The sequence below is a fragment of the Arthrobacter sp. CAN_C5 genome (assembly GCF_017875735.1).
Lineage (GTDB): Bacteria > Actinomycetota > Actinomycetes > Actinomycetales > Micrococcaceae > Arthrobacter_D.
The window spans coordinates 1,055,371-1,077,457 of record NZ_JAGGMZ010000001.1; the positions used below are offsets into that span (position 1 = coordinate 1,055,371).

Annotated in this window: 19 protein-coding genes; 10 read left to right on the forward strand and 9 right to left on the reverse strand. The window is 66.3% G+C overall.

The features are described from left to right. Positions 1-1,563 carry an aminopeptidase P family protein gene (locus H4V95_RS05105; protein ID WP_395939863.1) on the reverse strand — a complete coding sequence of 521 codons (1,563 nt, stop codon included), beginning with the start codon at positions 1,561-1,563 and terminating at the stop codon, positions 1-3. A 102-nt stretch (positions 1,564-1,665) separates the two neighbouring features. On the opposite strand from H4V95_RS05105, the gene H4V95_RS05110 reads away from it, so the two are divergent. Next, positions 1,666-2,511, forward strand: coding sequence for a PHP domain-containing protein (locus tag H4V95_RS05110; protein WP_209729093.1), 846 nt, complete (start codon positions 1,666-1,668; stop codon positions 2,509-2,511). Between the two features lie 15 nt (positions 2,512-2,526). On the opposite strand, the gene H4V95_RS05115 is transcribed toward H4V95_RS05110, so the two are convergent. From H4V95_RS05115 to H4V95_RS05125, 3 genes are all read right to left on the reverse strand, one after another. Next, positions 2,527-3,429, reverse strand: coding sequence for a site-specific DNA-methyltransferase (locus H4V95_RS05115; protein WP_209729095.1), 903 nt, complete (start codon positions 3,427-3,429; stop codon positions 2,527-2,529). Positions 3,430-3,436: 7 nt separating this feature from the next. Continuing rightward, positions 3,437-5,194, reverse strand: a complete 1,758-nt coding sequence (locus H4V95_RS05120) for a DEAD/DEAH box helicase (protein WP_395939864.1) — start codon at positions 5,192-5,194, stop codon at positions 3,437-3,439. Between the two features lie 254 nt (positions 5,195-5,448). Next, complete coding sequence (locus tag H4V95_RS05125; protein ID WP_209729097.1) at positions 5,449-6,951, reverse strand: RNB domain-containing ribonuclease; 1,503 nt, start codon at positions 6,949-6,951, stop codon at positions 5,449-5,451. A gap of 95 nt (positions 6,952-7,046) precedes the next feature. On the opposite strand from H4V95_RS05125, the gene H4V95_RS05130 reads away from it, so the two are divergent. Both H4V95_RS05130 and H4V95_RS05135 read left to right on the forward strand, forming a co-directional pair. After that, positions 7,047-7,820 (forward strand): ferritin-like fold-containing protein, encoded by a 774-nt coding sequence (locus H4V95_RS05130; protein ID WP_209729099.1) that lies wholly within the window; start codon positions 7,047-7,049, stop codon positions 7,818-7,820. A gap of 314 nt (positions 7,821-8,134) precedes the next feature. After that, on the forward strand, positions 8,135-9,790 hold the full coding sequence (locus tag H4V95_RS05135) for an HNH endonuclease signature motif containing protein (RefSeq protein WP_209729101.1): 1,656 nt from the start codon (positions 8,135-8,137) through the stop codon (positions 9,788-9,790). A gap of 194 nt (positions 9,791-9,984) precedes the next feature. Here H4V95_RS05135 and H4V95_RS05140 read toward each other — a convergent pair whose 3' ends face one another. The 4 genes from H4V95_RS05140 to H4V95_RS05155 form a co-directional block, all read right to left on the reverse strand. Continuing rightward, the gene (locus H4V95_RS05140; protein ID WP_209729103.1) at positions 9,985-11,451 is read right to left on the reverse strand and encodes a YdiU family protein; all 1,467 of its coding nucleotides are present in this window, start codon (positions 11,449-11,451) and stop codon (positions 9,985-9,987) included. A 51-nt stretch (positions 11,452-11,502) separates the two neighbouring features. Further along, positions 11,503-11,805: a hypothetical protein gene (locus H4V95_RS05145; RefSeq protein WP_196865628.1), complete on the reverse strand. Its 303-nt coding sequence runs from the start codon at positions 11,803-11,805 to the stop codon at positions 11,503-11,505. A gap of 35 nt (positions 11,806-11,840) precedes the next feature. After that, a complete protein-coding gene (locus H4V95_RS05150; protein ID WP_196865629.1) occupies positions 11,841-12,065 on the reverse strand; it encodes a DUF3107 domain-containing protein in 225 nt (74 codons plus the stop codon). Positions 12,066-12,127: 62 nt separating this feature from the next. After that, positions 12,128-12,748: a TetR/AcrR family transcriptional regulator gene (locus H4V95_RS05155; protein ID WP_312883952.1), complete on the reverse strand. Its 621-nt coding sequence runs from the start codon at positions 12,746-12,748 to the stop codon at positions 12,128-12,130. Between the two features lie 130 nt (positions 12,749-12,878). Here H4V95_RS05155 and moeB point away from each other — a divergent pair, with 130 nt between their 5' ends. Then, entirely contained in the window at positions 12,879-14,075 is a 1,197-nt protein-coding gene (gene moeB, locus H4V95_RS05160) for a molybdopterin-synthase adenylyltransferase MoeB (protein ID WP_209729105.1), read from the forward strand. A gap of 13 nt (positions 14,076-14,088) precedes the next feature. Here the strand turns inward: moeB and H4V95_RS05165 are convergent, their stop codons facing one another. After that, a complete protein-coding gene (locus H4V95_RS05165) occupies positions 14,089-15,411 on the reverse strand; it encodes a glutamyl-tRNA reductase (protein WP_196865631.1) in 1,323 nt (440 codons plus the stop codon). A gap of 192 nt (positions 15,412-15,603) precedes the next feature. On the opposite strand from H4V95_RS05165, the gene hemE reads away from it, so the two are divergent. The 6 genes from hemE to H4V95_RS05195 all read left to right on the forward strand — a co-directional run bounded on the left by hemE (position 15,604) and on the right by H4V95_RS05195 (position 22,079). Next, on the forward strand, positions 15,604-16,665 hold the full coding sequence (gene hemE / locus H4V95_RS05170; protein ID WP_196865632.1) for a uroporphyrinogen decarboxylase: 1,062 nt from the start codon (positions 15,604-15,606) through the stop codon (positions 16,663-16,665). Positions 16,666-16,667: 2 nt separating this feature from the next. Further along, positions 16,668-18,179: a protoporphyrinogen oxidase gene (hemG, locus tag H4V95_RS05175; protein WP_209729107.1), complete on the forward strand. Its 1,512-nt coding sequence runs from the start codon at positions 16,668-16,670 to the stop codon at positions 18,177-18,179. A 99-nt stretch (positions 18,180-18,278) separates the two neighbouring features. Beyond that, positions 18,279-18,995: a hydrogen peroxide-dependent heme synthase gene (gene hemQ, locus H4V95_RS05180; RefSeq protein WP_209729108.1), complete on the forward strand. Its 717-nt coding sequence runs from the start codon at positions 18,279-18,281 to the stop codon at positions 18,993-18,995. Continuing rightward, positions 18,992-20,206 (forward strand): ferrochelatase, encoded by a 1,215-nt coding sequence (locus H4V95_RS05185; protein ID WP_209729110.1) that lies wholly within the window; start codon positions 18,992-18,994, stop codon positions 20,204-20,206. Before hemQ ends, H4V95_RS05185 begins: the two co-directional genes overlap by 4 nt. Then, positions 20,203-21,156: a hydroxymethylbilane synthase gene (hemC, locus tag H4V95_RS05190; RefSeq protein ID WP_196865636.1), complete on the forward strand. Its 954-nt coding sequence runs from the start codon at positions 20,203-20,205 to the stop codon at positions 21,154-21,156. Before H4V95_RS05185 ends, hemC begins: the two co-directional genes overlap by 4 nt. Beyond that, positions 21,153-22,079: a uroporphyrinogen-III synthase gene (locus tag H4V95_RS05195; protein ID WP_209729112.1), complete on the forward strand. Its 927-nt coding sequence runs from the start codon at positions 21,153-21,155 to the stop codon at positions 22,077-22,079. The genes hemC and H4V95_RS05195 overlap by 4 nt, the downstream gene beginning before the upstream one ends. Positions 22,080-22,087 lie beyond the last annotated feature (8 nt).

Consider the following 22,087-nt stretch of genomic DNA (forward strand, 5'->3'; position numbering starts at 1 on the left):
TTACTCTCCGGTGGGGCTGTAGATGCCCGCCATCCAGGCTTCGACGTCGTCAGCCTCGCGGGGCAGCGCTGCGCTCAGGTTCACGGGACCGTCGGCAGTCATCAGGATGTCGTCTTCGATGCGTACACCGATGCCGCGGAACTCCTCGGGCACTGACAGGTCCTCGTCTTTGAAATACAGGCCCGGCTCAATGGTGAACACCATGCCCTCGGTGAGGATCCCCTCCAGGTAGAGCTCACGCTTGGCCTGAGCGCAGTCGTGCACGTCCATGCCGAGGTGATGGCTGGTGCCGTGGGGCATCCAGCGGCGGTGATGCTGGCCGTCCTGGGACAGGGCCACCTCGAGGGACACCGGGAGCAGGCCCCAGGCGTCGAGGCGTTCGGCCAGGACGGTGATCGATGCCTGGTGCACGTCCCGGAACTTGCGGCCCGGCTGGGCGGCGGCAAACCCGGCGTCGGCCGCGTCGAGCACAGCCTGGTAAATCTTCCGCTGGACGTCCGAGTATTTGCCGTTCACGGGGAGGGTGCGGGTGATGTCGGCGGTGTACAGGCTGTCGGCTTCGACGCCCGCGTCGAGGAGCAACAGGTCACCGGCGTGAACCTGCCCGTTGTTCCGGATCCAGTGCAGCACCGTCGCGTTGTTACCGGACGCGGCGATGGTGTCATATCCCAGATCGTTGCCCTCCTCCCGGGCGCGGGAGAAGAAGGCGCCCTCAACCACACGCTCACCGCGGGGGTGGGTGATGGCTCGGGGAATTTCCTTGACCACTTCGTGGAACCCGTTGACGGTCGCGGCGACGGCAACCTTCATCTGCTCGACCTCCCACGAATCCTTCAAAAGCCGGAGCTCGGAGAGGGCCTCAGCGAGTTTGCTGTCCAACTCGTCGGACTTCTCCAGATCGACGCCGGTGTTGATCCGGGAAGTATCGACCAGCGCGTCGGCGTTGAAGTCCACCTCACGCAGCAACCGGATCCGCATGCCGCCGACCTCCGGTACTCCCGCATCCTTGGTGACCGCGACCTCCAGTTCGGACAGGTCTGCCGTCTTGATCGACAGCAGTGTCTGGACCTGGGCGTGGGACAGGCGGGATCCGATCCAGAACTCGCCGTACCGCGCGTTGGCGTAAAACTCCGGGTTGTCGTGCCCGGCGAGTTCCTTGAAGTACAGGGTGGCGTGGTGCTGGCCGCCGTCGTCGCCCTGGCCAGCCTCGGTGGGCTCCATGATCAGGACAGCGTCCGGCTCGTGGTCAAGCCCGAGACCGGTCAGGTGGGCGAACCCTGAATGTGGCCGGAACCGGTAGTCGGTGTCATTGGAGCGCACCTTGAAAGGTCCGGCTGGGATCACGATCCGCTCGCCGGGGAACTTGTCAGAGATGGCCCGTCGTCGCTTCGCTGCGTAGGGCGCCACCTCCGCCTCGGCGGGCAGCTCAGTGGGCTTCGCTGCCCACTGCTGGGCCATGAAGGCCTTGAATGCATCCGAATCCGGCCGCTGGGAACGGTTCTCGTTCCGGGCGGCGAGGGGCTGCTCCTCTGGGGTGAGAGGCGTCGCGGCGGTCTGGGACAGGGTGTCGTTCTCTGCAGTACTCACCCCCCTATGATCCCACCGGTACCGGAGGCAACCAAACAATTGTTCATCCGAGCGTCGGCGCGGGCGTAGATTGGGTGGGTGAGAATCGACCTACACACCCACTCGACCGTCTCGGACGGCACCGAAAGCCCAGCCGTGCTGATCAGGACGGCCCGGGACGCCGGACTCGACGTGGTCGCGCTGACCGACCACGACTCGACCGCTGGTTGGGGGCCGGCTGCCGAGGCTGCGCAGCTGGAGGGAGTGGCATTGATCCCCGGGATGGAGGTCTCCTGCCGGACCGAAACAGGCATCAGCGTCCACGTGCTCTCCTACCTGCACAACCCGCTGAACGCGCCCCTGATGGAGGAGATCCAGCGGTCCAGGGACGCACGGCTGTCGAGGGCGGAGCGCATGGTCGAACGCCTCGGCGCCGACTATCCCATCACCTGGGCCGACGTGCAGGAGCACATTGCCGAGGGTGCAACGGTCGGCCGCCCCCACATCGCTGATTCGCTGGTCACGCTGGGAATCGTCTCAGACCGCAGTGAGGCCTTCAGCCACATCCTCACCGCCGCCTCGCCCTACTGGGTGGGCCACTACGCGCCACACCCCGCGCGGGCCGTTGAGCTGATCCGCCAGGCGGGAGGGGTGGCGGTCTTCGCCCATCCGGTGGCCTCGGCGCGCGGACGGGTGGTGGGCGACGACGTCGTCGGGCAGATGATCGACGCCGGCCTGCAGGGCCTCGAGATTGAGCACCGGGACAACCCGGAGCCGGGACGCCAGGAGCTCCGGCGCATCGCCGCCCAGCACGGGCTTCTTACCACCGGATCCAGTGACTACCACGGGGAGGGGAAACCCAACCGGTTGGGGGAGAACCTGACCTCCCCGGCGGTGCTTGAGCAGATTGAGGCACTCGCCACCGGGTCCGTCGTCGTCCGCTGACCCGGCCCTGGAGAACTAGATCTTCGGAGTCCGGTCCGGGCCTGCCGGAGTGGAAGGCTCACAGTACTGGCCGAGCCGGGAGTTCATTACCTCGATCGCCTGGGGGTTCTGGTCCACGCAGACAAAGCGGCGGCCCAGTTTCGCTGCTACCGCTCCCAACGTCCCGGACCCCGCGAAGAAGTCAAGAACCCAGTCGCCTTCGCGGCTGCTGGCCGTGACGGCCCGACGGAGAAGACCCTCGGGTTTTTGCGTGGGGTAGCCGGTCTTTTCCCGGCCTGTGGGGGAGACGATGGTGTGCCACCAGACATCGGTGGGCAGTTTGCCCAGCGCCGCCTTCTCCGGCGTGACCAGCCCGGGCGCCATGTACGGCTCCCGGTCCACCCCGCTGCTGTCGAAGTAGTAATTCGCCGGGTCCTTGACATAGACCAGGATGTTGTCGTGCTTGGCGGGCCACCGGCTCTTCGCCCGTGCACCGTAGTCGTAGGCCCAAATGATCTCGTTCAGGAAGCTTTCGCGGCCGAAGAGCGCATCAAGCATCACCTTGACGTAGTGCACCTCCCGATAGTCCAGGTGCACATACAGGGTTCCGTCATCGGTGAGGAGCCGCCACGCCTCCGCGAGGCGTGGCGCAAGGAACTCCCAGTAGTCCTCGAAGGCATCGTCATAGCTGGCAAGCATGCCCTTGACGGTCGAGTAGCTGTGTCCCTTGAAACCTATCCGGTCCCCGGTCCCATCAAGGTTGCGCACCATCGAGGTTTGCTGGCGCCGCTGAGCCCGCCCCGTATTGAAGGGCGGGTCAACGTAGATCATGGTGAAGGACCTGTCCGGCAGCGTGGGAAGGTAGGTCGCGTTGTCCGCGTGCACCACCAGGTTGCTGCCGTCCGGGCGCCACAGGGGCGCCGGCCCGGGAACGGCCACTGAGTGCTTAGCCGTCGGTTCCGGCGGCGGGCTTGTTGACTACCTCGCCATTGCGGCTACGGGTCCGTGAGCGGCTCCGGCGGGGACGGTCGGCTGCAGGAGCGCCGTCGCCAGCGGGCGCGGTCGCCGCTGGCTGCCGTGCCTGTGCTGAATCCTCGCCTGATCCGCCTGATCCGCCTGATCCGCCTGATCCGCCTGATCCGCCTGATCCGCCTGACCGACGACGTCGGCTGCCCGGGGTGTCCCCGGACTTCTGTGAGCCGCGCTGATCGGCGGAACGCGAGCGGTCCCCGCCGCGTGAGCGGTCGTTGCTGCCCGAGCGTTCCGAGCCGCGTCCCCGGCCGGAGCCCTGCGAATCAGCACCGGTGCGGTGCTTCTTGCCGGTTTCGCCCAAATCTTCGAGCGTTTCGGCGTTGATGCCGGCCAGAGTTCGTTTGTTGCGGGGGAGCCTGCCCTTGGTGCCCTCGGGAATGTCGAGTTCTTCGTAGAGGTGCGGGGAAGAAGAGTAGGTTTCCACCGGCTCGGCGGCAGCCAGGCCGAGGGCCTTGTTGATCAGGCCCCACCGGGGCATGTCGTCCCAGTCCACGAAGGTGACGGCGGTGCCCTTCTTGCCCGCGCGGCCGGTGCGGCCAACCCGGTGCAGGTACGCTTTTTCGTCCTCGGGGCACTGGTAGTTGATGACGTGGGTGATGTCCTCGACGTCTATACCCCGGGCTGCCACCTCGGTGGCGACCAGGACATCGATCTTGTCGCCGCGGAAGGCTCGCAGCGCCTGCTCGCGGGCGCCCTGGCCAAGGTCGCCATGAATCGCTCCGGCGGCGAACCCACGGTCGATCAATTCTTCCGAAAGCTTCGCGGCGGTGCGCTTGGTCTTGGTGAAGATGATGGTTCGGCCGCGGCCGCGGGACTGTAGGATCCTCGACACGACCTCGGCCTTGTCAAGGTTGTGCGCGCGGTAGATGACCTGGCGGATGTCCTTCTTGGTGATGCCCTCGTCCTCGGGATCCGCAGCCCGGATATGGGTGGGCTGCGTCATGTAGCGCCGAGCCATCGCGACCACGGGGCCGGGCATGGTGGCGGAGAACAACATGGTCTGACGGACCGCAGGAGTACCGGCGATGAGCGTTTCGACATCCGGAAGGAACCCGAGGTCGAGCATTTCGTCGGCCTCGTCCAACACCACCAGCTTCACATTGGCGAGGGAGAGCAGCTTCTGCCGGTACAGGTCAATGAGACGACCGGGGGTGCCGACCACAATCTCGGTGCCGTTCTTCAGCGCCTCGATCTGTGGCTCGTAGGCCCGTCCGCCGTAGATCGTCACAATCCGCGCGTGCCGCTTCTTGGCGGCAGTGGTGAGGTCGCCGGCAACCTGGACGGCGAGCTCGCGGGTGGGCACCACAATGAGGGCCTGGGGAGCGCCGGGCACAGGGAGGCGGTCGTAGCCGTCGTCCTTGGGGGCCACCACACGCTGCAGTGCGGGGATGCCAAAGCCGAGGGTCTTGCCGGTTCCAGTCTTGGCCTGGCCGATGATGTCATGGCCGCCGAGGGCGATGGACAGGGTCATGGCCTGGATAGGGAAGGGGTGGATGATCCCGGCGTCGGCCAGGGATTCCACAATGTCAGCGCGGACGTTGAAGTCGGCGAACGTTTCCTCCGCCTCCTTATGAGGCTCCTCGGTGGTTACGAGGGTCTCCTCGACGAAGATCTCCTCGTCGCTGTTGTCAGCATGGAGGTGGTGGGTGTCTTGCACCTGAGTGTCATCAATGTTCAATTAAATACCGTTCATTTAGGCCGTGCGGCTGCTTGAACTCGACGGGTGGCTGACGTGTGGTCAGCCCGGAGGAACAGGCGCATGGCGTCCAGTGGAAGCCGATCGCGGGCTTACAACTGCAGGCCGGGGATTCGAGGGAATCCTGCCGGCTAAGAAGAACTCAAGATCGCGTAGGTACTTGCGGGTCAGGGGTTACTAATCAAGATATGACGAGTACGACCGGGCATCCATTACTACGGAAGTAAACTCTACCCTGCCCCGGCGGCGGTACCCGACACGCCGGGCGTGGGCGCACCATTGACCAACTCGAACCGGGTAGTCCGTGTTGGAATATCGGCGATTACCAGCCGTACCCGGACTTCCTCGCCCGCGACCAGTTCACCCTCGCATCTGGCCTCCACCGCGGGGTTGGCCAGCTGGATGGTTCCGACTGGCCGATAGTCGTCGGGGGAGTTCCCGTTCGGTGGCTTCGAAGCGGCAATGACGACGGCGTCGAACTCCTGGCCGACCAGGTTGCTCAGGAGCGCCGCCTCGACGGCGTCCAGGGCGCCCCGCTCCAGCCGGGAGGACAGCTGGTTGGATGAGTTCATCAACGAATGCAGTTCCGGCAGTGCGTCCCGGGCCCACCCGGGGACCTCCGTCCCGGCGCACAGCGCCGCGCAGATCACCAGCACAAATCTGTCGACCAGCCGGCGCAGCGGGGCTGTGGTGTGGGCATAGGGGGCGGCGATGGCCGCCTGTGTCATGGTTGCAGGCAGGTCGCCGTCGAACGCAGTGTAGCCAGCACCACGGAACAGCGAGGCGGCCGCGTGCATCAGGGACAGCTGGCGCGGTTCGGTGGTGTCAAGGCTTCGCAGGAATTCGCCGTAGGCCATGCCCTCCGGCCAGGGTTTCCCGAGGACCCGTGCCTGATGGCGAAAACGGGCCACCGACTCTTTATCGGGTGATGGCATGGTCCGCAGCACACCGATCTTTCCGTCGATCATCAGCTGTGCGGCGGCCATTCCGGTCATCAGGGAAATCTGGGCATTCCAGTCCTCGGCGGGCAACGGCGGTGAAGTGAGGATGAAATACCTGTCACCGTCGTTGGCGATTTCCTGCTCGGGAAGGTTCAGGCTGGCACCCCCGCGCAGTCGTTCCAGTTCGATGCGCAACAGTCCCACCTCCCTGAGCAGCACCAGGTTCTCGGGTGCGCCGCCGGAGTCGAGGTCCCGTTGCACCTGCTCATACGTCAGTTGGGCCCGGCTGCGAATCGTGGCGCGCTGCAGATCCATGTCCTGCACCTCCCCTTCCGAATCCAGCAGGAACTGCCACACATAGGCTGGCCGTACCTTTTCGGGCAGCAGGCTGGCGGCATCCTCGGAAATCAGCTCAGGATGCAGGGAGATCCTGCCGTCCGGCGCGTAGACGGTCTGACCGCGGCGGCGGGCCTCACGGTCAATGGCACCCCCGGGTGCCACGAAGGCTGGAACGTCCGCAATCGCGTACCAGACGCGGTAGCCGGACCCGTCGCGTTCCAGATGAACCGCCTGGTCCAGATCGGTGGACCCGGGTGGATCGATGGTAATGAAACCAAGGCCGGTTAGATCGGTCGTTGGGGAAGAGTGGCTGGTGATTGCCCGCCTGGCCTCATCGAGAACGTCGGGCGGGAAGTCAGCCTCAAGGCTCAACTCTTCACGGAGCAACTGCAGGGAACGGGTCAGCTGAAGCTGTGAGTTCCGGTTCGACAAATCCAGATGCGAGTACGGCACAACCTCAACCGTAATACACCGGGCTCCGGGAACGCAGGGTTGGTGGTGGGACAGATGACCGGGCCCGACGGTTCGGCACCGGTACCCTTAACCCCATGAGTTCAGCGCCGTCCTCCCCATCCGGGCAAGTCACCCCTCAGCAAGCCACCTCCTACGCCGCGGAATCCGGCGCCGTCACAGATACGGCCACCGGAGTGACGCCGCGGCTTCCCGATGATCCCCGGTACGCACGGTTCATCGTTGACCTGTTCGGGGTGATGGCCTACGGAGAATTGTCAGGGTTTGAGCGGCTGTCATCGGATGCCCGGTTCTCGCCCACGCTGCATGACCGTGCCACGCTGGGGCGTCTCGCCGTGATCGAGTTTGAGCATTTCGAGATGGTCAGCGCCCACCTGGCCGCGCTGGGGGTGGACGTGGAAACCGCAATGACCCCGTTCCAGCCGTCCATTGACTCCTTCCACGAAAGGACCCGGCCGGGCGACTGGTATGAGTCACTGATGAAGGCCTATGTGATCGACGCGATCTCGGACGACTTCTACACAGCGCTCGCCGGACGGCTGGATGCGCCCACCCGGGAGCTGATCGGCAGGATCCAGTCCGCCGATGAACAGGGCCCGCTACTGCAGGAGCGACTGCAGGCCGCGCTCGCCAACGACCCACGGTTGGCGTCTCGGCTGGCACTCTGGGGGCGACGTCTGGTGGGCGAGGCGCTTACCCAGGCGCAACGGATCGGGATCGAGCGGGCCTTTCTCGGTGCCTTGCTGTTCGCCGGCGCCGAGGAGGACCAGGAAAAGGAGACCCTCCTGCTCTTCTCTCAGCTGACCCGTAATCATTCCCGCCGGATGAGTGTTCTCGGGCTGACCGCCTAGCTGTCTTGGGACACCTAGGCTGGGGATTTCGCCGGCGTTGATGCTCGCCGCCAGCGGGGCGCAGGTCTTGGACCAGGATCTGCTCCGTATCCGGCCCGTCCTGCCCTTGACGCCGAAGCTAACGACTAAACCTGACAAACTCTCTGCGCTGGCTCCGGGCGTCTCTCAGCAACATTTTGTTCGTCCTCTCCTTCTGGCCTGGCCCTACCTCGTCGGATAGGCAGACTCTCATCGTTCGAATATTCGTTCGAGAGGTTTGTCCACATAGCCCTTAGTTCCGCAGGAATGTCGGTGGGGTTTGGGACAATAGAGGTATGGAAGGCAGGGCAGCTCCATCACCGAAACGGAAGGGAACCCCCTCCCGAGTGGTGGCTCCGCGGGGAGCCTCGGGTGCTTGTTCTTCTGGTGAACCTGGCGGCGGCCGCTCCTCTGGTGCTGCTGACGGTGCTTCTTCCGCTGCGTCTGCCGGGGTTGGCCGTGAGCGTTCCACCCTAGCCCTGGCCGAAGCGCTGAACTCCCTGAAACCGGCGGTGGATGCGGCAGGGTTGATTGATCAGTTGCGGGAGTTGGAGGATCTGAAGTCGGCGATTGCTGGGGTACAAGCCCGGATCACGGTTGCGATCGACGTCGCTGAACGCGACACCCAAACCCTCGCCGGGGTACCCGCCGCCGAACAGGGCAAAGGGGTGGGGGCGCAGGTCGCATTAGCCAGGCGTGAATCCCCGTCCCGCGGCAGCCGGCTCCTCGGCTTGGCGCGGGCGCTGGTCACGGAGATGCCCCACACACTGGCGGCCCTTCACACGGGTCAGCTCAATGAGTGGCGGGCGACCCTGTTGGTGAAAGAGACCGCGTGCCTCAGTAGTGTTGACCGTGCTGCCGTGGATGAAGAGCTATCAGCTGATACGGGTAGGTTCACCGGGTGTGGGGATAAGGCGGTCGTCGCCGCTGCGAAGGCAGCCGCGTACCGGCGGGATCCCCGGTCGGTGGTGAACCGGGCCGCCCACGCTGTGACGGAGCGGTGTGTGAGTATCCGGCCGGCACCGGACACCATGGCCTATCTGACCGCGTTGCTTCCGGTGAAGGAAGCCGTCGCCACCTACGCCGTGTTGACTCGTCACGCTGACACGGTCCGGGGTGCCGGTGACCCCAGGTCCCGGGGTCAGGTGATGGCCGATACCCTCGTCGAACGCGTCACCGGGGTCCCCGGGGGTATCAGCCGGGTCGAGTTGCAGCTCATCATGACCGACCGTGCCCTCTTCCAAGGCGACAGCGAACCAGCCAGGATCCCCGGCTACGGCATCGTCCCCTCCAGCTGGGCACGCAACCTCCTCAGCACAAAACCAACGACCAGCCCAGCAACCAGCCCAGCAAACAGCCAGGACGGAACGAAAAGTTCGACCGGGTCAGGGCCAGCTGGCGGCACTGTCACTGGTCCGAAAGGTCAAAGCCGGTCGGGGGAAGGAGGTTCGGCTTTCGACGTCTGGTTACGTCGCCTCTACACGGCCCCGAAAACCGGGGATTTGGTGGCGATGGATTCCACGGCCCGGCTCTTCACCAAAGCGCAACGCCGGTTTATTACTGCCCGGGATGACACCTGCCGGACCCCGTACTGCGACGCCCCGATCCGCCACATCGACCACATCATCCCGTGGCATCGGGGCGGGCCGACATCGATCACGAACGGGGCAGGACTCTGCGAAGCATGCAACCACACCAAAGAACACCCCGGCTGGGCTGTAGCCCCCGCACCCGGACCGAGACATCAGCTCAAAACCACCACCCCCACCGGCCACACCTACCACTCCACCGCACCACCCCTACCCGGAACTGGAGCTGGAGCTGGAGCTGGCGCTGGAGCCGGCGCCGAGCCGGGGAGAGCCAAACCAGCTATTCGGCCCGAATCCGTCACACTAGGTATCCGGCGCCGTCGGATACGGAAACGCGGAAGCCCTCAACCCGGAGCGGCTTGAGCACGCTGCGCCCCAAACCGGAGCGGCTTGAACCTGGTGCGTCCCAACACAGTGCGGCCCAACATCCCCGATACTGACAGAGTGCTTGCCGAGATCGCCTCGCCCAAAGGCACGATCAAAGCGGTGAACGAACGGCATGGGGATGACCATAGGGTGAAACTGGGTCGCAGGATTGCGGGAGGGGACTGTGAAACCTACGTGCCGCAGAAGGTCCGGTAGGTTCCGAAGTCCTCAGGTGCGCCGGTAGCGTAGCGTTCCAGTCCGGGGCGGCTGTCAAAAGGCGCGGTGACCGCTTCCAGGAGGCGTCCGAGTGGCTCCAAATCGCCGTCCGTCGCCGCCGCGAGAGCTTCCTCCACCAGATGGTTGCGGGGGATATAGGCGGGATTGGTTCGCTCCATCGCTGTGGAATCCGGACCCAGAGCGAGCCAGCGGTTAAGCCACTCATCCAGACCCTGCTGGTCGCCCTCAAACAGGGCGTGAACCGGCCCGGCGTCGCCCCGTGCCGCAGCCCCGAGGGACCTGAAGAAGGAGGTGTAGTCGGCGCGAGTGTCCTGCAGCAGGGCCAGGAGCTGATCCACCAGCGGCAGGACCACCGAATCATCATGGTCGGCGGCGAACCCCAGCTTGGACTTCATCCCGGCTGACCACGCTGCACCGTACTGATCACGGAACCGGCCGAGGGATTCTGTGGCCAGCGCGACGGCCTGCTCTTGGTCATCGTCCAGCAGGGGCAGCAACGCCTCGGCGAGCCTGGCCAGGTTCCATTCGGCAACCACCGGTTGGTTGGCGTAGGCGTAGCGACCGGCATCGTCAATTGAGCTGAACACTGCTCCGGGATCAAACCCGTCCATAAACGCGCACGGTCCGTAGTCAATCGATTCCCCGGAAATGGTCATGTTGTCCGTATTCATCACCCCGTGGACAAACCCGACGAGCATCCATCGGGCCACGAGGGAAGCCTGGGCGGCCTGGACTGCCTCGAACAGGGCGAGATAGGGATGGGCGGCGGTCGCGGCCTCGGGATAGTGACGGCTGATCGCGTGATCGGCGAGGCGACGGAGGAGGTCGACGTCGCCCATCGTCTGGACGTACTGGAAGCTGCCTACCCGCAGATGGCTGGCCGCCACCCGGGCCAGCACGGCACCGGGCAGGAGCGTCTCCCTGCGGACGGATTGTCCGGTCGCCACCACGGCAAGGGATCGGGTCGTTGGAATACCGAGGGCGTGCATGGCCTCGCTGACGATGTATTCACGGAGCATCGGTCCGACAGCGGCCAGCCCGTCGCCGCCGCGGGCGAAGGGCGTGCGCCCCGACCCCTTGAGGTGGAGGTCGTAGCAGTGGCCGCTGGGGTCAGTGAGTTCTCCGAGCAGGAGCGCCCGACCATCACCGAGACGAGGAGAGAACCCCCCGAATTGGTGCCCGGCGTAGCCCTGGGCCACCGGGGTTGCACCTTCGGGCACCTCGTTACCCGTCAGGAGCCCGAGGCCCCCGGGTGCGCGCAGTGCAGAGACGTCGAGCCCCAACTGCGTAGCGAGAGGTTCGTTCAGGACGAGCAACCGGGGTTCAGGCGTAGTCTCGGCCTGCCAGGGAACCGCCAACTCGGGCAGTTCCCGCACGAAGCGGTTGTCGAGTGAGAGTGCCAGCTCGGGTGTAACGCTCATGGTGTGAGCCTACAGGGCAAGGTCCGACGGCCGTGCGGGGCAACCCGGGCTCTAGTCATCGGACACTTTCCGGAGCGCTGCGGCCTCAGCTGCCTCCCGGTGCTGGCCGAGCCACCACGCGACGCCAATGGTGATCACGGCGGAGCAAAGGATCGGCAGCAGCCAGCTGAGCCAGAACAGATCCGGGTTGTAGCCGAGCCCGGTGAACTGCACGATCACCCAGGCCGCCAGTCCCGAGGCGAGGGCAACGACCGGTAGCAGCAACGTGTTGTAGTGCTGATGGTGCCGGTTGGCGAACCGCACGGCAAGGCCGAGCACCAGCGTCACCAGGGTGACCGCCAGGAGCGTTACCATGCCCGACCCCGCCTATGGTCCCTGTGGACCGTTCCCTAGAGGGCCCCGAAACCTACCCGACGCGACTCTTCGGCGCCGATTTCCACGTAGCCGAGAACGTTTGCCGGGACGATGACGTGGCGGCCCTTGCTGTCCGCCAGCCGGAGCTCAGCGCCGCCGTTCATCGCCTTCGCCACAATGTCCGCAACCTCGTCGGCGGTCTGTTCGGACTCGAGAACAATTTCCCGGTTGACGTTCTGGATACCAATCTTGATTTCCATGGCGGTTCCTCCTGCTGTAGCGGTAAGTGGGTGGTTATTGCTTGCCCTCACTGGAACTTACTCTAGATTTCCTTGGGGAAGCGACTGATTCCGCGCCAAGCTAAACGGTAAATCAGCTCGCTTGCCGCATCGATGTCCATGCTGCCGTCTGTCTCAAGCCAGTAGCGCGCGCTGACCTGTGCCATCCCGGCCAGACCGTGCCCCAGCAGGGTCGCTTCCAGGTGGGACAGGCGGGTGTCCTCGGCGATCACGCCGGCGATCGCGTCGGCAAACCGGGCGTTGAACTCTTCGAGCCTGCCGCTGACATCAGGGTCGTTGAACAGATCGGATTCGAAGACCAGCCGGTGGGCCTGGCTGTCCTGGGCGATGAACTGGAAGTAGGCCCGCATCGTGGCGTGGACCCGGAGCTTGTTGTCGGTGGTGGACTGCAGAGCTTCTACCAGCAGTGCGGTCAGCTCGGCGAGGTGGCTCTCCAGCAACGCCAGGTATAGCTCCCGCTTCCCCGGAAAGTGCTGGTACAGCACCGGTTTGCTGACCTTCGCCACCTCTGCGATCTCGTCCATCGCCGCACCGTGATACCCGTTGGCGACGAACACTTCGTGGGCGGCGCTCAGCAGTTGGCGTCGTCGCTCATCCCGCGGTAGGCGCGTCGATTTGCCGCCTGTCGGTACTTCTGCGCTCACAGTTCGTCTGGCTTTCGGTCGAGGTGCGTCCCGCGGTGGGGCCGGGGAGGGTAGCCTCCAGTTTACCCGCGGGTAACCTCGTTGGTCGCGCGACTGGCCCCCGGGAGTTTGCCGGGCATACATTTAAGGCATGAGCACAAACGGCCAGGCTCTGGCCCCCCTGGTCGACCCGGATGCCATGCTGACCAGGGAAGAGACCGAGCGCTATTCCCGCCACCTGATCATCCCCGAGTTCGGGATGACCGCGCAGCAGCGACTGAAGAACGCCCGGGTGCTGGTTATCGGCGCCGGTGGCCTGGGCTCCCCAGCGCTGCTGTACCTCGCCGCCGCTGGGGTGGGGACCCTCGGGATTGTCGACGACGACGTCGTCGACCTTTCCAACCTGCAACGCCAGATCATCCACGGGGTCTCGAACGTCGGTCAGTCGAAAGCGGAGTCGGCCGCACAGCGCATCGCCGAATTGAATCCGTTGGTCACCGTCGTCAAGCACGAGGTGCGGCTGGACAACAGCAACGCGGTGGACATCTTCTCCGGCTATGACCTGATCCTGGATGGCACCGACAACTTTGCCACCCGCTACCTGGTGAACGACGCCGCAGAGATCCTGGGAAAGCCCTATGTCTGGGGCTCCATTCTCCGGTTCGACGGTCAGGTGAGTGTGTTCTGGGCCAAACACGGGCCCAGCTACCGTGACCTGTACCCGGATGCGCCGCCGCCCGGATCCGTTCCGTCCTGCGCCGAGGGCGGGGTGCTCGGTGTCCTGTGCGCCCAGATCGGCTCGGTCATGGTCAATGAGGCAATCAAACTCATCACGGGCACGGGGGTTCCCCTGCTGGGCAGGGTGCTGATCTTCGATGCACTGGAGATGAGCTGGCGTGAGGTGCGGGTCCGCCGCGATCCCGACGCGGTGCCGGTCACCGAGTTGATGGACTACCAGGCGTTCTGTGGCCTGCCGGCCGACGGTGAGGCGGCCAGCAGTGCGGCGTCGGAGAACCCCATACCGTCGGTCAGCGTCGCCGAGCTGGAGCAGCTGTTGCGCGAGCGGGGGAGCGGGCAGCGTGACTTCGACCTGATCGACGTCAGGGAACCGGGCGAATACCACATTGTCCGTATCGACGGCGCTACCCTCATGCCCAAGAACTCGGTGCTCTCTGGCGAACTCACGGTCAGCGCGGACCGGGACGTCTACGTGCACTGCAAGGCGGGTGGTCGATCGGCGGACGTAGTCCGGCACCTGCGGACCGAGGGACACTCGCGGGTCTACAACGTGGACGGCGGAATCCTGGAGTGGGTCAAACAGATAGAGCCGGAGAAGCCGGTCTACTAGATGGGGGGTGCGGTTATCCAGTGCCGGTGGCGGGTGGATCCTGCCGCACCGGGCAACCGGCGTCGCCTGACTGGTCGGCCGGGGCATCCAGGTTGATGCCGTACAACGCTTCCAGCGCTGCGGCGTAATCCTGTTGGCGGCCGTCAGCGGCCAGTTCCCGGGCGCGGACCGTCGGCACGTGCAACAGTTGGCGGACCATCCGGCGCAGAGCGAACTCCACTTCCTCAGCGGCCGCCGTGCACCCGTGCTGGGCCCGGACCTTCTGCATCTCGGATTCCAGTACCTGCTGCGTGTGCTTCCGGAGCGCGACAATGGCGGTGTCCATTGCGCGTGAGTCCTGACGGTCCTGGAAGTTCTTTGCGGCGTCGATGACGAGGGTGCTTGCCTGGCCGAGGGCTGCTGCCTGCTCGCTGGGTGCCGCAGCCCGGACCGATTCGAGTGTGATCAGTTCAACGTTGTGCAGGGACCCGACGGCCGGGTCGAAATCATGGCTCAGCGCGAGGTCGACGATGATCAGGGGCTTGTCGACGCCGGCCCGCACCCGTTCGACGTCGTCGGCCCCAACCCGGTTGTCGCTGCCGCTGCAGCCCACCACGATGTCGGCGTCGGCCAGCGCGGCCGGAAGTGTTTCGGAGGTCAGCGCGACCCCGCCCCGGGTGGAGACGAAGGTTTCGGCGCGATCGGAGGAGGAGTAGACCGAGACGCTGGTGCAGCCTTTCTCCTTCAGCAGTGCCATGGTCGCACCGGCGTAGGCCCCGGTGCCGAACACCACCACTGACTTGTCAGTAAACTCGCGGGTCAGTGACAGGTCCGCCGCCAGCTCGAGGGCTACCGACACGATGGAGCGGCCCTGGCTACCCAGCGCTGTCTGCGCGCCGACGTCCTTCGCGGTGCGGGAAGCTTCCTGGAAGAGCTGAACCAGCGGTCCGCTGGTGGTCCCGTTAGCCTGGGATTCGATCAATGCCCGTCGCACCTGGCCGGCGATTTCCCGTTCCCCGACGACAGCAGAGTCAAGACCCGCCCCGACGGCGAAGAGGTGGCGGGCAACGTCCTCGCCCGTACGGGTAGTGAAGGCCGAGGAGACCCAGCTTTCGGGCAGGCCCGACAGTCCGCTGATGCGGGCGATGACGGTGGAGCGTGCAGCCTCCACATCATCGGTGGACGGGGCATCGCAATAGATTTCGAGGCGGTTGCACGTGGCCAGGGTGACAGCGCCAGAGACCGCCGGGCCGTCAGCGAGCACAGCGGATGCGACCTGGTCGGCGCCGACACTGAGTCGGGCGACGGTTTCCAGATCCACATCGGAATGGGTTGCAACCAAAGATAGTAAAACCACAGCCCCATCAGCATAGCGAAATCTGCTTCCTGCGCTTCAATAGGTATGCCTAAGTTCCCCGCCAATTCGGTGATCGTGGCGGGTGAGATTCACCACCCTCCATCGGCTGTGGCCAGCGGAGGCAGGCGGACCGCTCAACGTCGGCGACCGGTGGGTTAACCCAAACCGTCCGAACTTGGGCACAATCGAGATATGACTTTGAGTGCAGCACACCCCCTGGTAGATGGCCGGACTTCCTCCTCGCCTCTGATCTCGGCCTACCGCGGTCAGCGGCCCAGTCGTCGTCCGGTGTGGTTCATGCGCCAGGCCGGACGGTCCCTCCCGGAATACCGCAAGCTGCGGGAGGGGACAGCGATGCTCGACTCCTGCCTCGACCCGGCCATGGCCTCGGAGATCACTCTCCAGCCGGTCCGCCGGCACGACACAGATGCGGCCATCTTTTTCTCCGACATCGTCATCCCGCTGAAGCTCGCCGGTGTCGACGTCGACATCGTCCCGGGGATCGGTCCCGTGCTCGGCGCCCCGATCCGCACTGCCGCCGACGTCGCGGCGCTTCCGGAGCTTACCGACGAGGCACTTGAACCAATCCGTCAGGCGGTCGCACTGACCGTCGCTGAACTCGGCAGCACCCCCCTGATCGGGTTCGCCGGTGCGCCGTTCACCCTCGCCGCCTACATGGTCGAGGGCAAACCCTCCCGCGACCACCTGGGGCCGCGCACCATGATGCACTCCGATCCCGAGACCTGGGGTGCGCTCACCCGCTGGGCTGCCGATGCGTCGGGCAAGTTCCTCCGGGCCCAGCTGGAAGCCGGCGCCAGCGCGGCGCAACTGTTCGACTCGTGGGCAGGGTCCCTCGGTCTGGCGGACTACCAGGCGCACGTCGCCCCGGCCTCCGGGCGTGCCCTCGAGTTCGTGAGGGGTCTCGGCGCACCCCTCATCCACTTCGGGACCGGTACCTCGGAGCTGCTGGTCGCCATGCGCGACGTCGGCGTGGACGTGGTGGGGGTGGACTACCGGCTACCGCTCGACGAGGCCAACCGGCGCCTCGGCGGCACGGTTCCCCTGCAGGGCAACATCGACCCTGCACTCCTGACGGCGCCGTGGGAGGTGCTCGAAGCACACGTTCTCGACGTCCTCAAGGCAGGGTCGGCTGCCCCGGGCCACGTGGTGAACCTCGGCCACGGGGTACCACCGGACACCGATCCCACCGTTCTGACGCGCATCGTCGAACTTATCCACTCGGTGGAACCGTAACCATGCCGCACCGCACCACTGTTTCCCGCCAGCCGGCGGCCAGGACCGTCGTCGTGGTCGGTGGCGGAATGGCCGGGCTGGTCGCTGCCCGCGAGCTGGCGGAGCGGGGCCTGGACGTGACTGTCCTTGAGCGCTCGGCGGGTTTCGGCGGTTGCGTCGCTGACCATGAGGTCGCCGGGCTGAGGCTGGACAGTGGTGCCGAGTCCTACTCCACCCGGTCGGAGACAGTCCCGGCGCTGGCGCGTGAGCTGGGACTCGGAGATCTGCTGGTCACGCCCAACCCGGTGGGCGCCTGGATTCAGTTCCCCGGGAAGGATCCGCAGCACAGCGCAATGCCGTTGCCCCGCAGCGGCATCCTGGGTATTCCCGCAGACGTGCTCGACCCGGACATCGTCAACGCTATTGGCCGCGCAGGAGCGCTGCGGGCATCCCTTGACCGGGTGCTGCCCCTCGGGAGCCTGTACAAGGACGACGGCGTCAGCCTCGGTGAGGTGGTGCGCGCCCGCATGGGAGTCGACGTCCTCGACCGCCTCGTTGCCCCAGTGGTCGGCGGAGTATTTTCGGCGGACCCCGACGACCTGGACGTCGATTCGGTGGCGCCGGGCCTCCGCAAGATGATGAAGAAACACGGGTCACTCGGCGCGGCAGTGGGTGCCATGCGTGCCGCTGCGCCAGCCGGATCAGCGGTTGGTGGACTGAGCGGAGGAATGGCCCAGCTCACCCGGGTGCTGACCGACGAATTACGGGCCGCCGGAGTCCACCTGCGCCCCGGGAGCGAGGTGCGCAGCATCGCCCGTTCCGGGATCGGCTGGACAATCACGACGAGCGTTTCCACCAGCACGGAATCCACCAGCACGAATCCCGCCAGTGCAGAAGTTTCCAGCACGGAATCCGACGCGGAGTCCACGGTGAAGGCCGACGCCGTCGTCATGGCAGTGGATGGGCCCGGCGCCGTCGACCTGCTGGGCGACGCGCTGCCGCGCCTCCTCGCCGACCGTCCCCGGGCCGTTCCCGGCGTTGCACTGGTGACCCTCGTGGTCGACGTCCCGGAACTCGACGCGCATCCCCGGGGGACGGGGGTCCTGGTGGCTGCCGGGGCCGAGGGCGTCAGCGCCAAAGCCCTCACCCACGCCACCGCCAAATGGCAGTGGCTGGCCGACCAGGCAGGGCCGGGCTCGCACGTGTTGCGACTGTCCTATGGCAGGGCCGGGCAGGTGGGGGAGGAAGTCGCCGACGACGACAGCCTGTACCGGCAGGCGCTCGCCGACGCGTCGGCCCTGCTCGAGACCCCGATTGCCGATGACGACGTGGTGGGGTGGAAGGTGGTCCGCTGGAACGGTGCCCTCCCGCACGCGTCGGTGGGACACCGGGACCTGGTGGCACGGGTTCGTGCCGCCGCCGCCGCCGAACGGAACCTGGAGATCACGGGTGCCTGGCTGGCGGGCACCGGCCTGGTCGCCGTCATCGACGACGCACGGGTCCGGGCGACAGCGCTCGCCGACCGGCTCACCTAGCGGTCGGCAACGTGGCCGCATTGTGATGTTCGCGACTTTCTACGCGCAGTAGAACCTTTGAATTTCGGTTTGCTCATTGCGGCGGGGCAGACTAGTACCATGAGTGAGCAAACCCGCACGGAGCACACGCAGAATTCCTCAACAGCCACCGACGGCGACGCCGCGGTAGAGCAGTACTTCACCCTGTGGACGGTGTTCAAACGCAGCGCCGTCACGCAGCCCTCCGCCACCGGATCTCTCGATGAGGTAGTCGCCTCCCTCGACGCTGACGGTGTGACACTGCGCGGCTTCTATGACGTGTCAGCGATGCGTGAGGATGCCGACGTCATGGTCTGGCTCCACGGATCCAAGCCCGAAGCGCTGCAGGCAGCGGTCCGCAAGATCCGTCGGACCGCCGAGTTCGCAGCCGCCGAGATCGTCTGGTCGGCAATGGGAGTCCACCGGGCCGCCGAATTCTCCAAGAGCCACTCGCCGGCCTTTTCACGAGGCGTGGCGCCGGCCGAATGGGTCTGCGTCTACCCGTTTGTCCGCTCCTATGACTGGTACATCCTGCCATCGGAAGAACGCCGGGAAATGCTGTACGACCACGGCTTGAAGGGCCGCGACTACCCGCAGGTCCTGTCCAACACCGTCTCCTCGTTCGCCCTCGGCGACTGGGAGTGGATCCTGGCCCTTGAAGCACCCGAACTGGTTGACCTCGTTGACCTCATGCGCCACCTGCGTGAGACAGAGGCCAGACGCCATGTTCGTGACGAGATTCCCTTTTATACCGGACGGCGGATTGATACCGCCGGGATTGCAGAGGTGCTCCTATGACCGCACAGGCATTTCACCCGCTCGACGGTGTTGACGACAATGGCAGGATGGCGCCGAAGGACTACGACGCTATTGTGCTCGCCTCCTTCGGCGGACCCGAAGGCCAGGAAGATGTCATTCCGTTCCTCCGGAACGTGACCCGGGGCCGCGGTATCCCCGACGAACGGCTCGAAGAGGTCTCGCACCACTACCGTGCCAACGGCGGCATCAGCCCGATCAACGCGCAGAACCGTGCGCTGAAAGCGGCGATGGAGGCCGAACTGGCCAGCCGCGGGATCGACCTGCCGGTGTTCTGGGGCAACCGCAACTGGGCCCCGTTCATTGCTGACACGCTGCAGGAGGCGTACGACGCCGGCCACCGCCGCGTGCTGACCGTCACCACCAGCGCCTACTCCTGTTACTCCAGCTGCCGCCAGTACCGCGAGGACCTGGGGATGGCCCTGGTGGAAACCGGCCTCGACGGGAAGCTCGAGGTGGACAAGGTCCGGCAGTACTTCGACCACCCCGGCTTCGTTGAGCCCTTCGTTGAAGGGGTGACCGATGGCCTGGCCGCGCTGCGCCGGAAGCTCGCCGACAGCGGGGAGGCTGATGCGCCAATCCACATCCTGTTCGCGACCCATTCGATTCCCACCGGTGACGCCGACGCCGCCGGCCCCCGGGTCAACGGCGAAGCCGACGGCGGCCCCGCCTATGCTGAGGGCGCCTACGTGGCCCAGCACCTGGCCACCGCGCAGGCGGTCCTGGACCGCATCCCGACGTCGGCCAACGTCGACTGGTCGCTGGTGTACCAGTCGCGCTCCGGAGCCCCCCATGTGCCGTGGCTTGAGCCGGACATCAACGACGCCATCAAGGACCTCGCCGCTGCCGGCACCAAGGGCGTCGTGATCGTTCCTCTCGGGTTCGTCAGCGACCACATGGAAGTGAAGTGGGACCTCGACACGGAGGCCCTGGAGACCTGCGCCGATCTGGGCGTCCTCGCTGAGCGGGTGCCGACCCCGGGAACCCACGAGAAGTTCGTCGCCGGTCTGGTAGACCTGATCTGCGAACGGACCGTCGACAACAACATCACCGAACGGCCCGCCGCAACGAACCTGGGACCCTGGTTCGACGTGTGCCGGCCCAACTGCTGCGCCAACCGCCGGGGGCCCAAGCCCACGGTGGCCGCCGCCGACTCGACGGTCGGTGTACCGGGGACGGTGCCGGGCGCGTGACCCAGCCGCTCCGGGTAGGCACCCGCGCCAGCGCGCTGGCGCTCACCCAGACCACCACGGTCGCCGAGCGGATCAGTGACCTGAGCGGGGCGCAGCACGAACTGGTCCGGATCCGCACCGAAGGGGACGTCCACAAGGGATCCCTCACCCAGATCGGCGGGACCGGGGTGTTCGTCGCCGCGCTCCGGGACGCGCTGCTCGCTGACCGCTGTGACCTTGCGGTGCACTCCCTGAAGGATCTGCCGACCACCCTTGCCGACGGGTTGACGGTAGCTGCCATTCCGGAACGCTCCGACACCCGGGACGCGCTGTGCGCCCGCGACGGACTGACCCTGGCCACCCTGCCCGACGGCGCCACCGTGGGAACCGGGTCGCCCCGCCGGGCTGCGCAGTTGCGGGCCGCCCGGCCGGGTCTGGACGTCATCGACATCCGCGGCAACGTGGATACCCGGCTGGCCCGGGTGGCCGGGCTGAGCGAATCGGGACCCGGGGACCTGGACGCCGTGGTACTCGCAGCGGCCGGGCTGCTCCGACTCGGCCGCGATTCCCACATCACCGAACTCATCGACCCGGCCGTCATGTTGCCGGCTCCCGGCCAGGGTGCCCTGGCCGTCGAATGCCGGACCGGCGACGCCGGGGATTCACCGTTCGCCGCGGCCCTGCACGACTACGACCACACCCGGACCCGGTTGGCGGTCACAGCAGAGCGGGCCGTCCTGCGCCGGCTCGAGGCGGGGTGCAGTGCCCCCATCGGGGCGCTCGCCACCGTCAACGACGGGGTCCTCGCCCTGCAGGCAGTGGTGTGCAGCCTCGACGGGACGAAACTGCTCCGTCTGGCCCGCTCGGGACGGGACCTGTCCGTTGACGGCGCCGACGCGCTGGGTGTGGGGCTCGCCGAGGACCTGCTCGCTGCGGGCGCCGCCACCATCGCGCCGTTGACCGCTCAATGATTCCAGCCCCGGCCTCCGGTGCGCTGCCGCTTGATGGTGTCAGCACTGTGTTGCTGCGCGGGGCAGACCAGGCAGGGCTGATTGTTGGGGAACTGACCTCCCGGGGGGCGACGGTGAAGCTGCTGCCGCTTATTGACTTCGAAATTCCCCAGGACACTGCACCGCTTGATGCCGCCCTGGGTAGCCTGCGCGAGGGCGGGTATCACTGGCTCATCGTGACGAGCAGCACCACGGTCCGCGCCCTGAAACAGCGCTCGGCCCACCTCGGTTTGGATCTCCCCGGTGGGATTCCCCGTCACACCCGCATTGCGGCAGTCGGGGAGGCCACCGCCAGTGCCCTGGCAGCCGAAGGCTACCGGGTGGATCTGGTGCCCGGGCGGTCCGGCCAGGAAAGCTCGGCGTCCGGGCTGGCAGCCGCCCTGGGCATGCTGCCACCCATGGGCCGTGTCCTGCTCCCGCAGGCCGACCTCGCGGCTGACACCCTGGAGCGTTCACTCAGGGAACAGGGCTGGGATGTGCTCCGGGTCATTGCCTACCGAACGGTCGCTTACCCGGCGGTGGCTGCGCAGCGGCTGACCACCGAGATTTCGCTGGCCTCCGAACGGGGTGTGCCGCGACCAGCGTCGACCGAGACCGAGTTGGATCCGGCGGGTTTCTGGGCGGCCGTGGCCGACGGCGCAGTCGACGCGGTGGTGTTCACCTCACCGAGCACCGTCCGCAGGTTGAGCGAGCAACGTCCCGGACCCAGCGGGAAGGATTTTCCGGCCGGGCTCGCCGCCGTCATGATCGGTGCCAGCACAGCTGCGGAAGCGGTGCGGTGGGGCATCCCCGTCGCTTCCGTGGCCGCCGAGCCGACCCCCGCGGGAATCGCCGACGCCGTCGCCGTCGCCGTCGCGGGACCACTTCCAATCGTGACAGGCTAAGTGCAAGA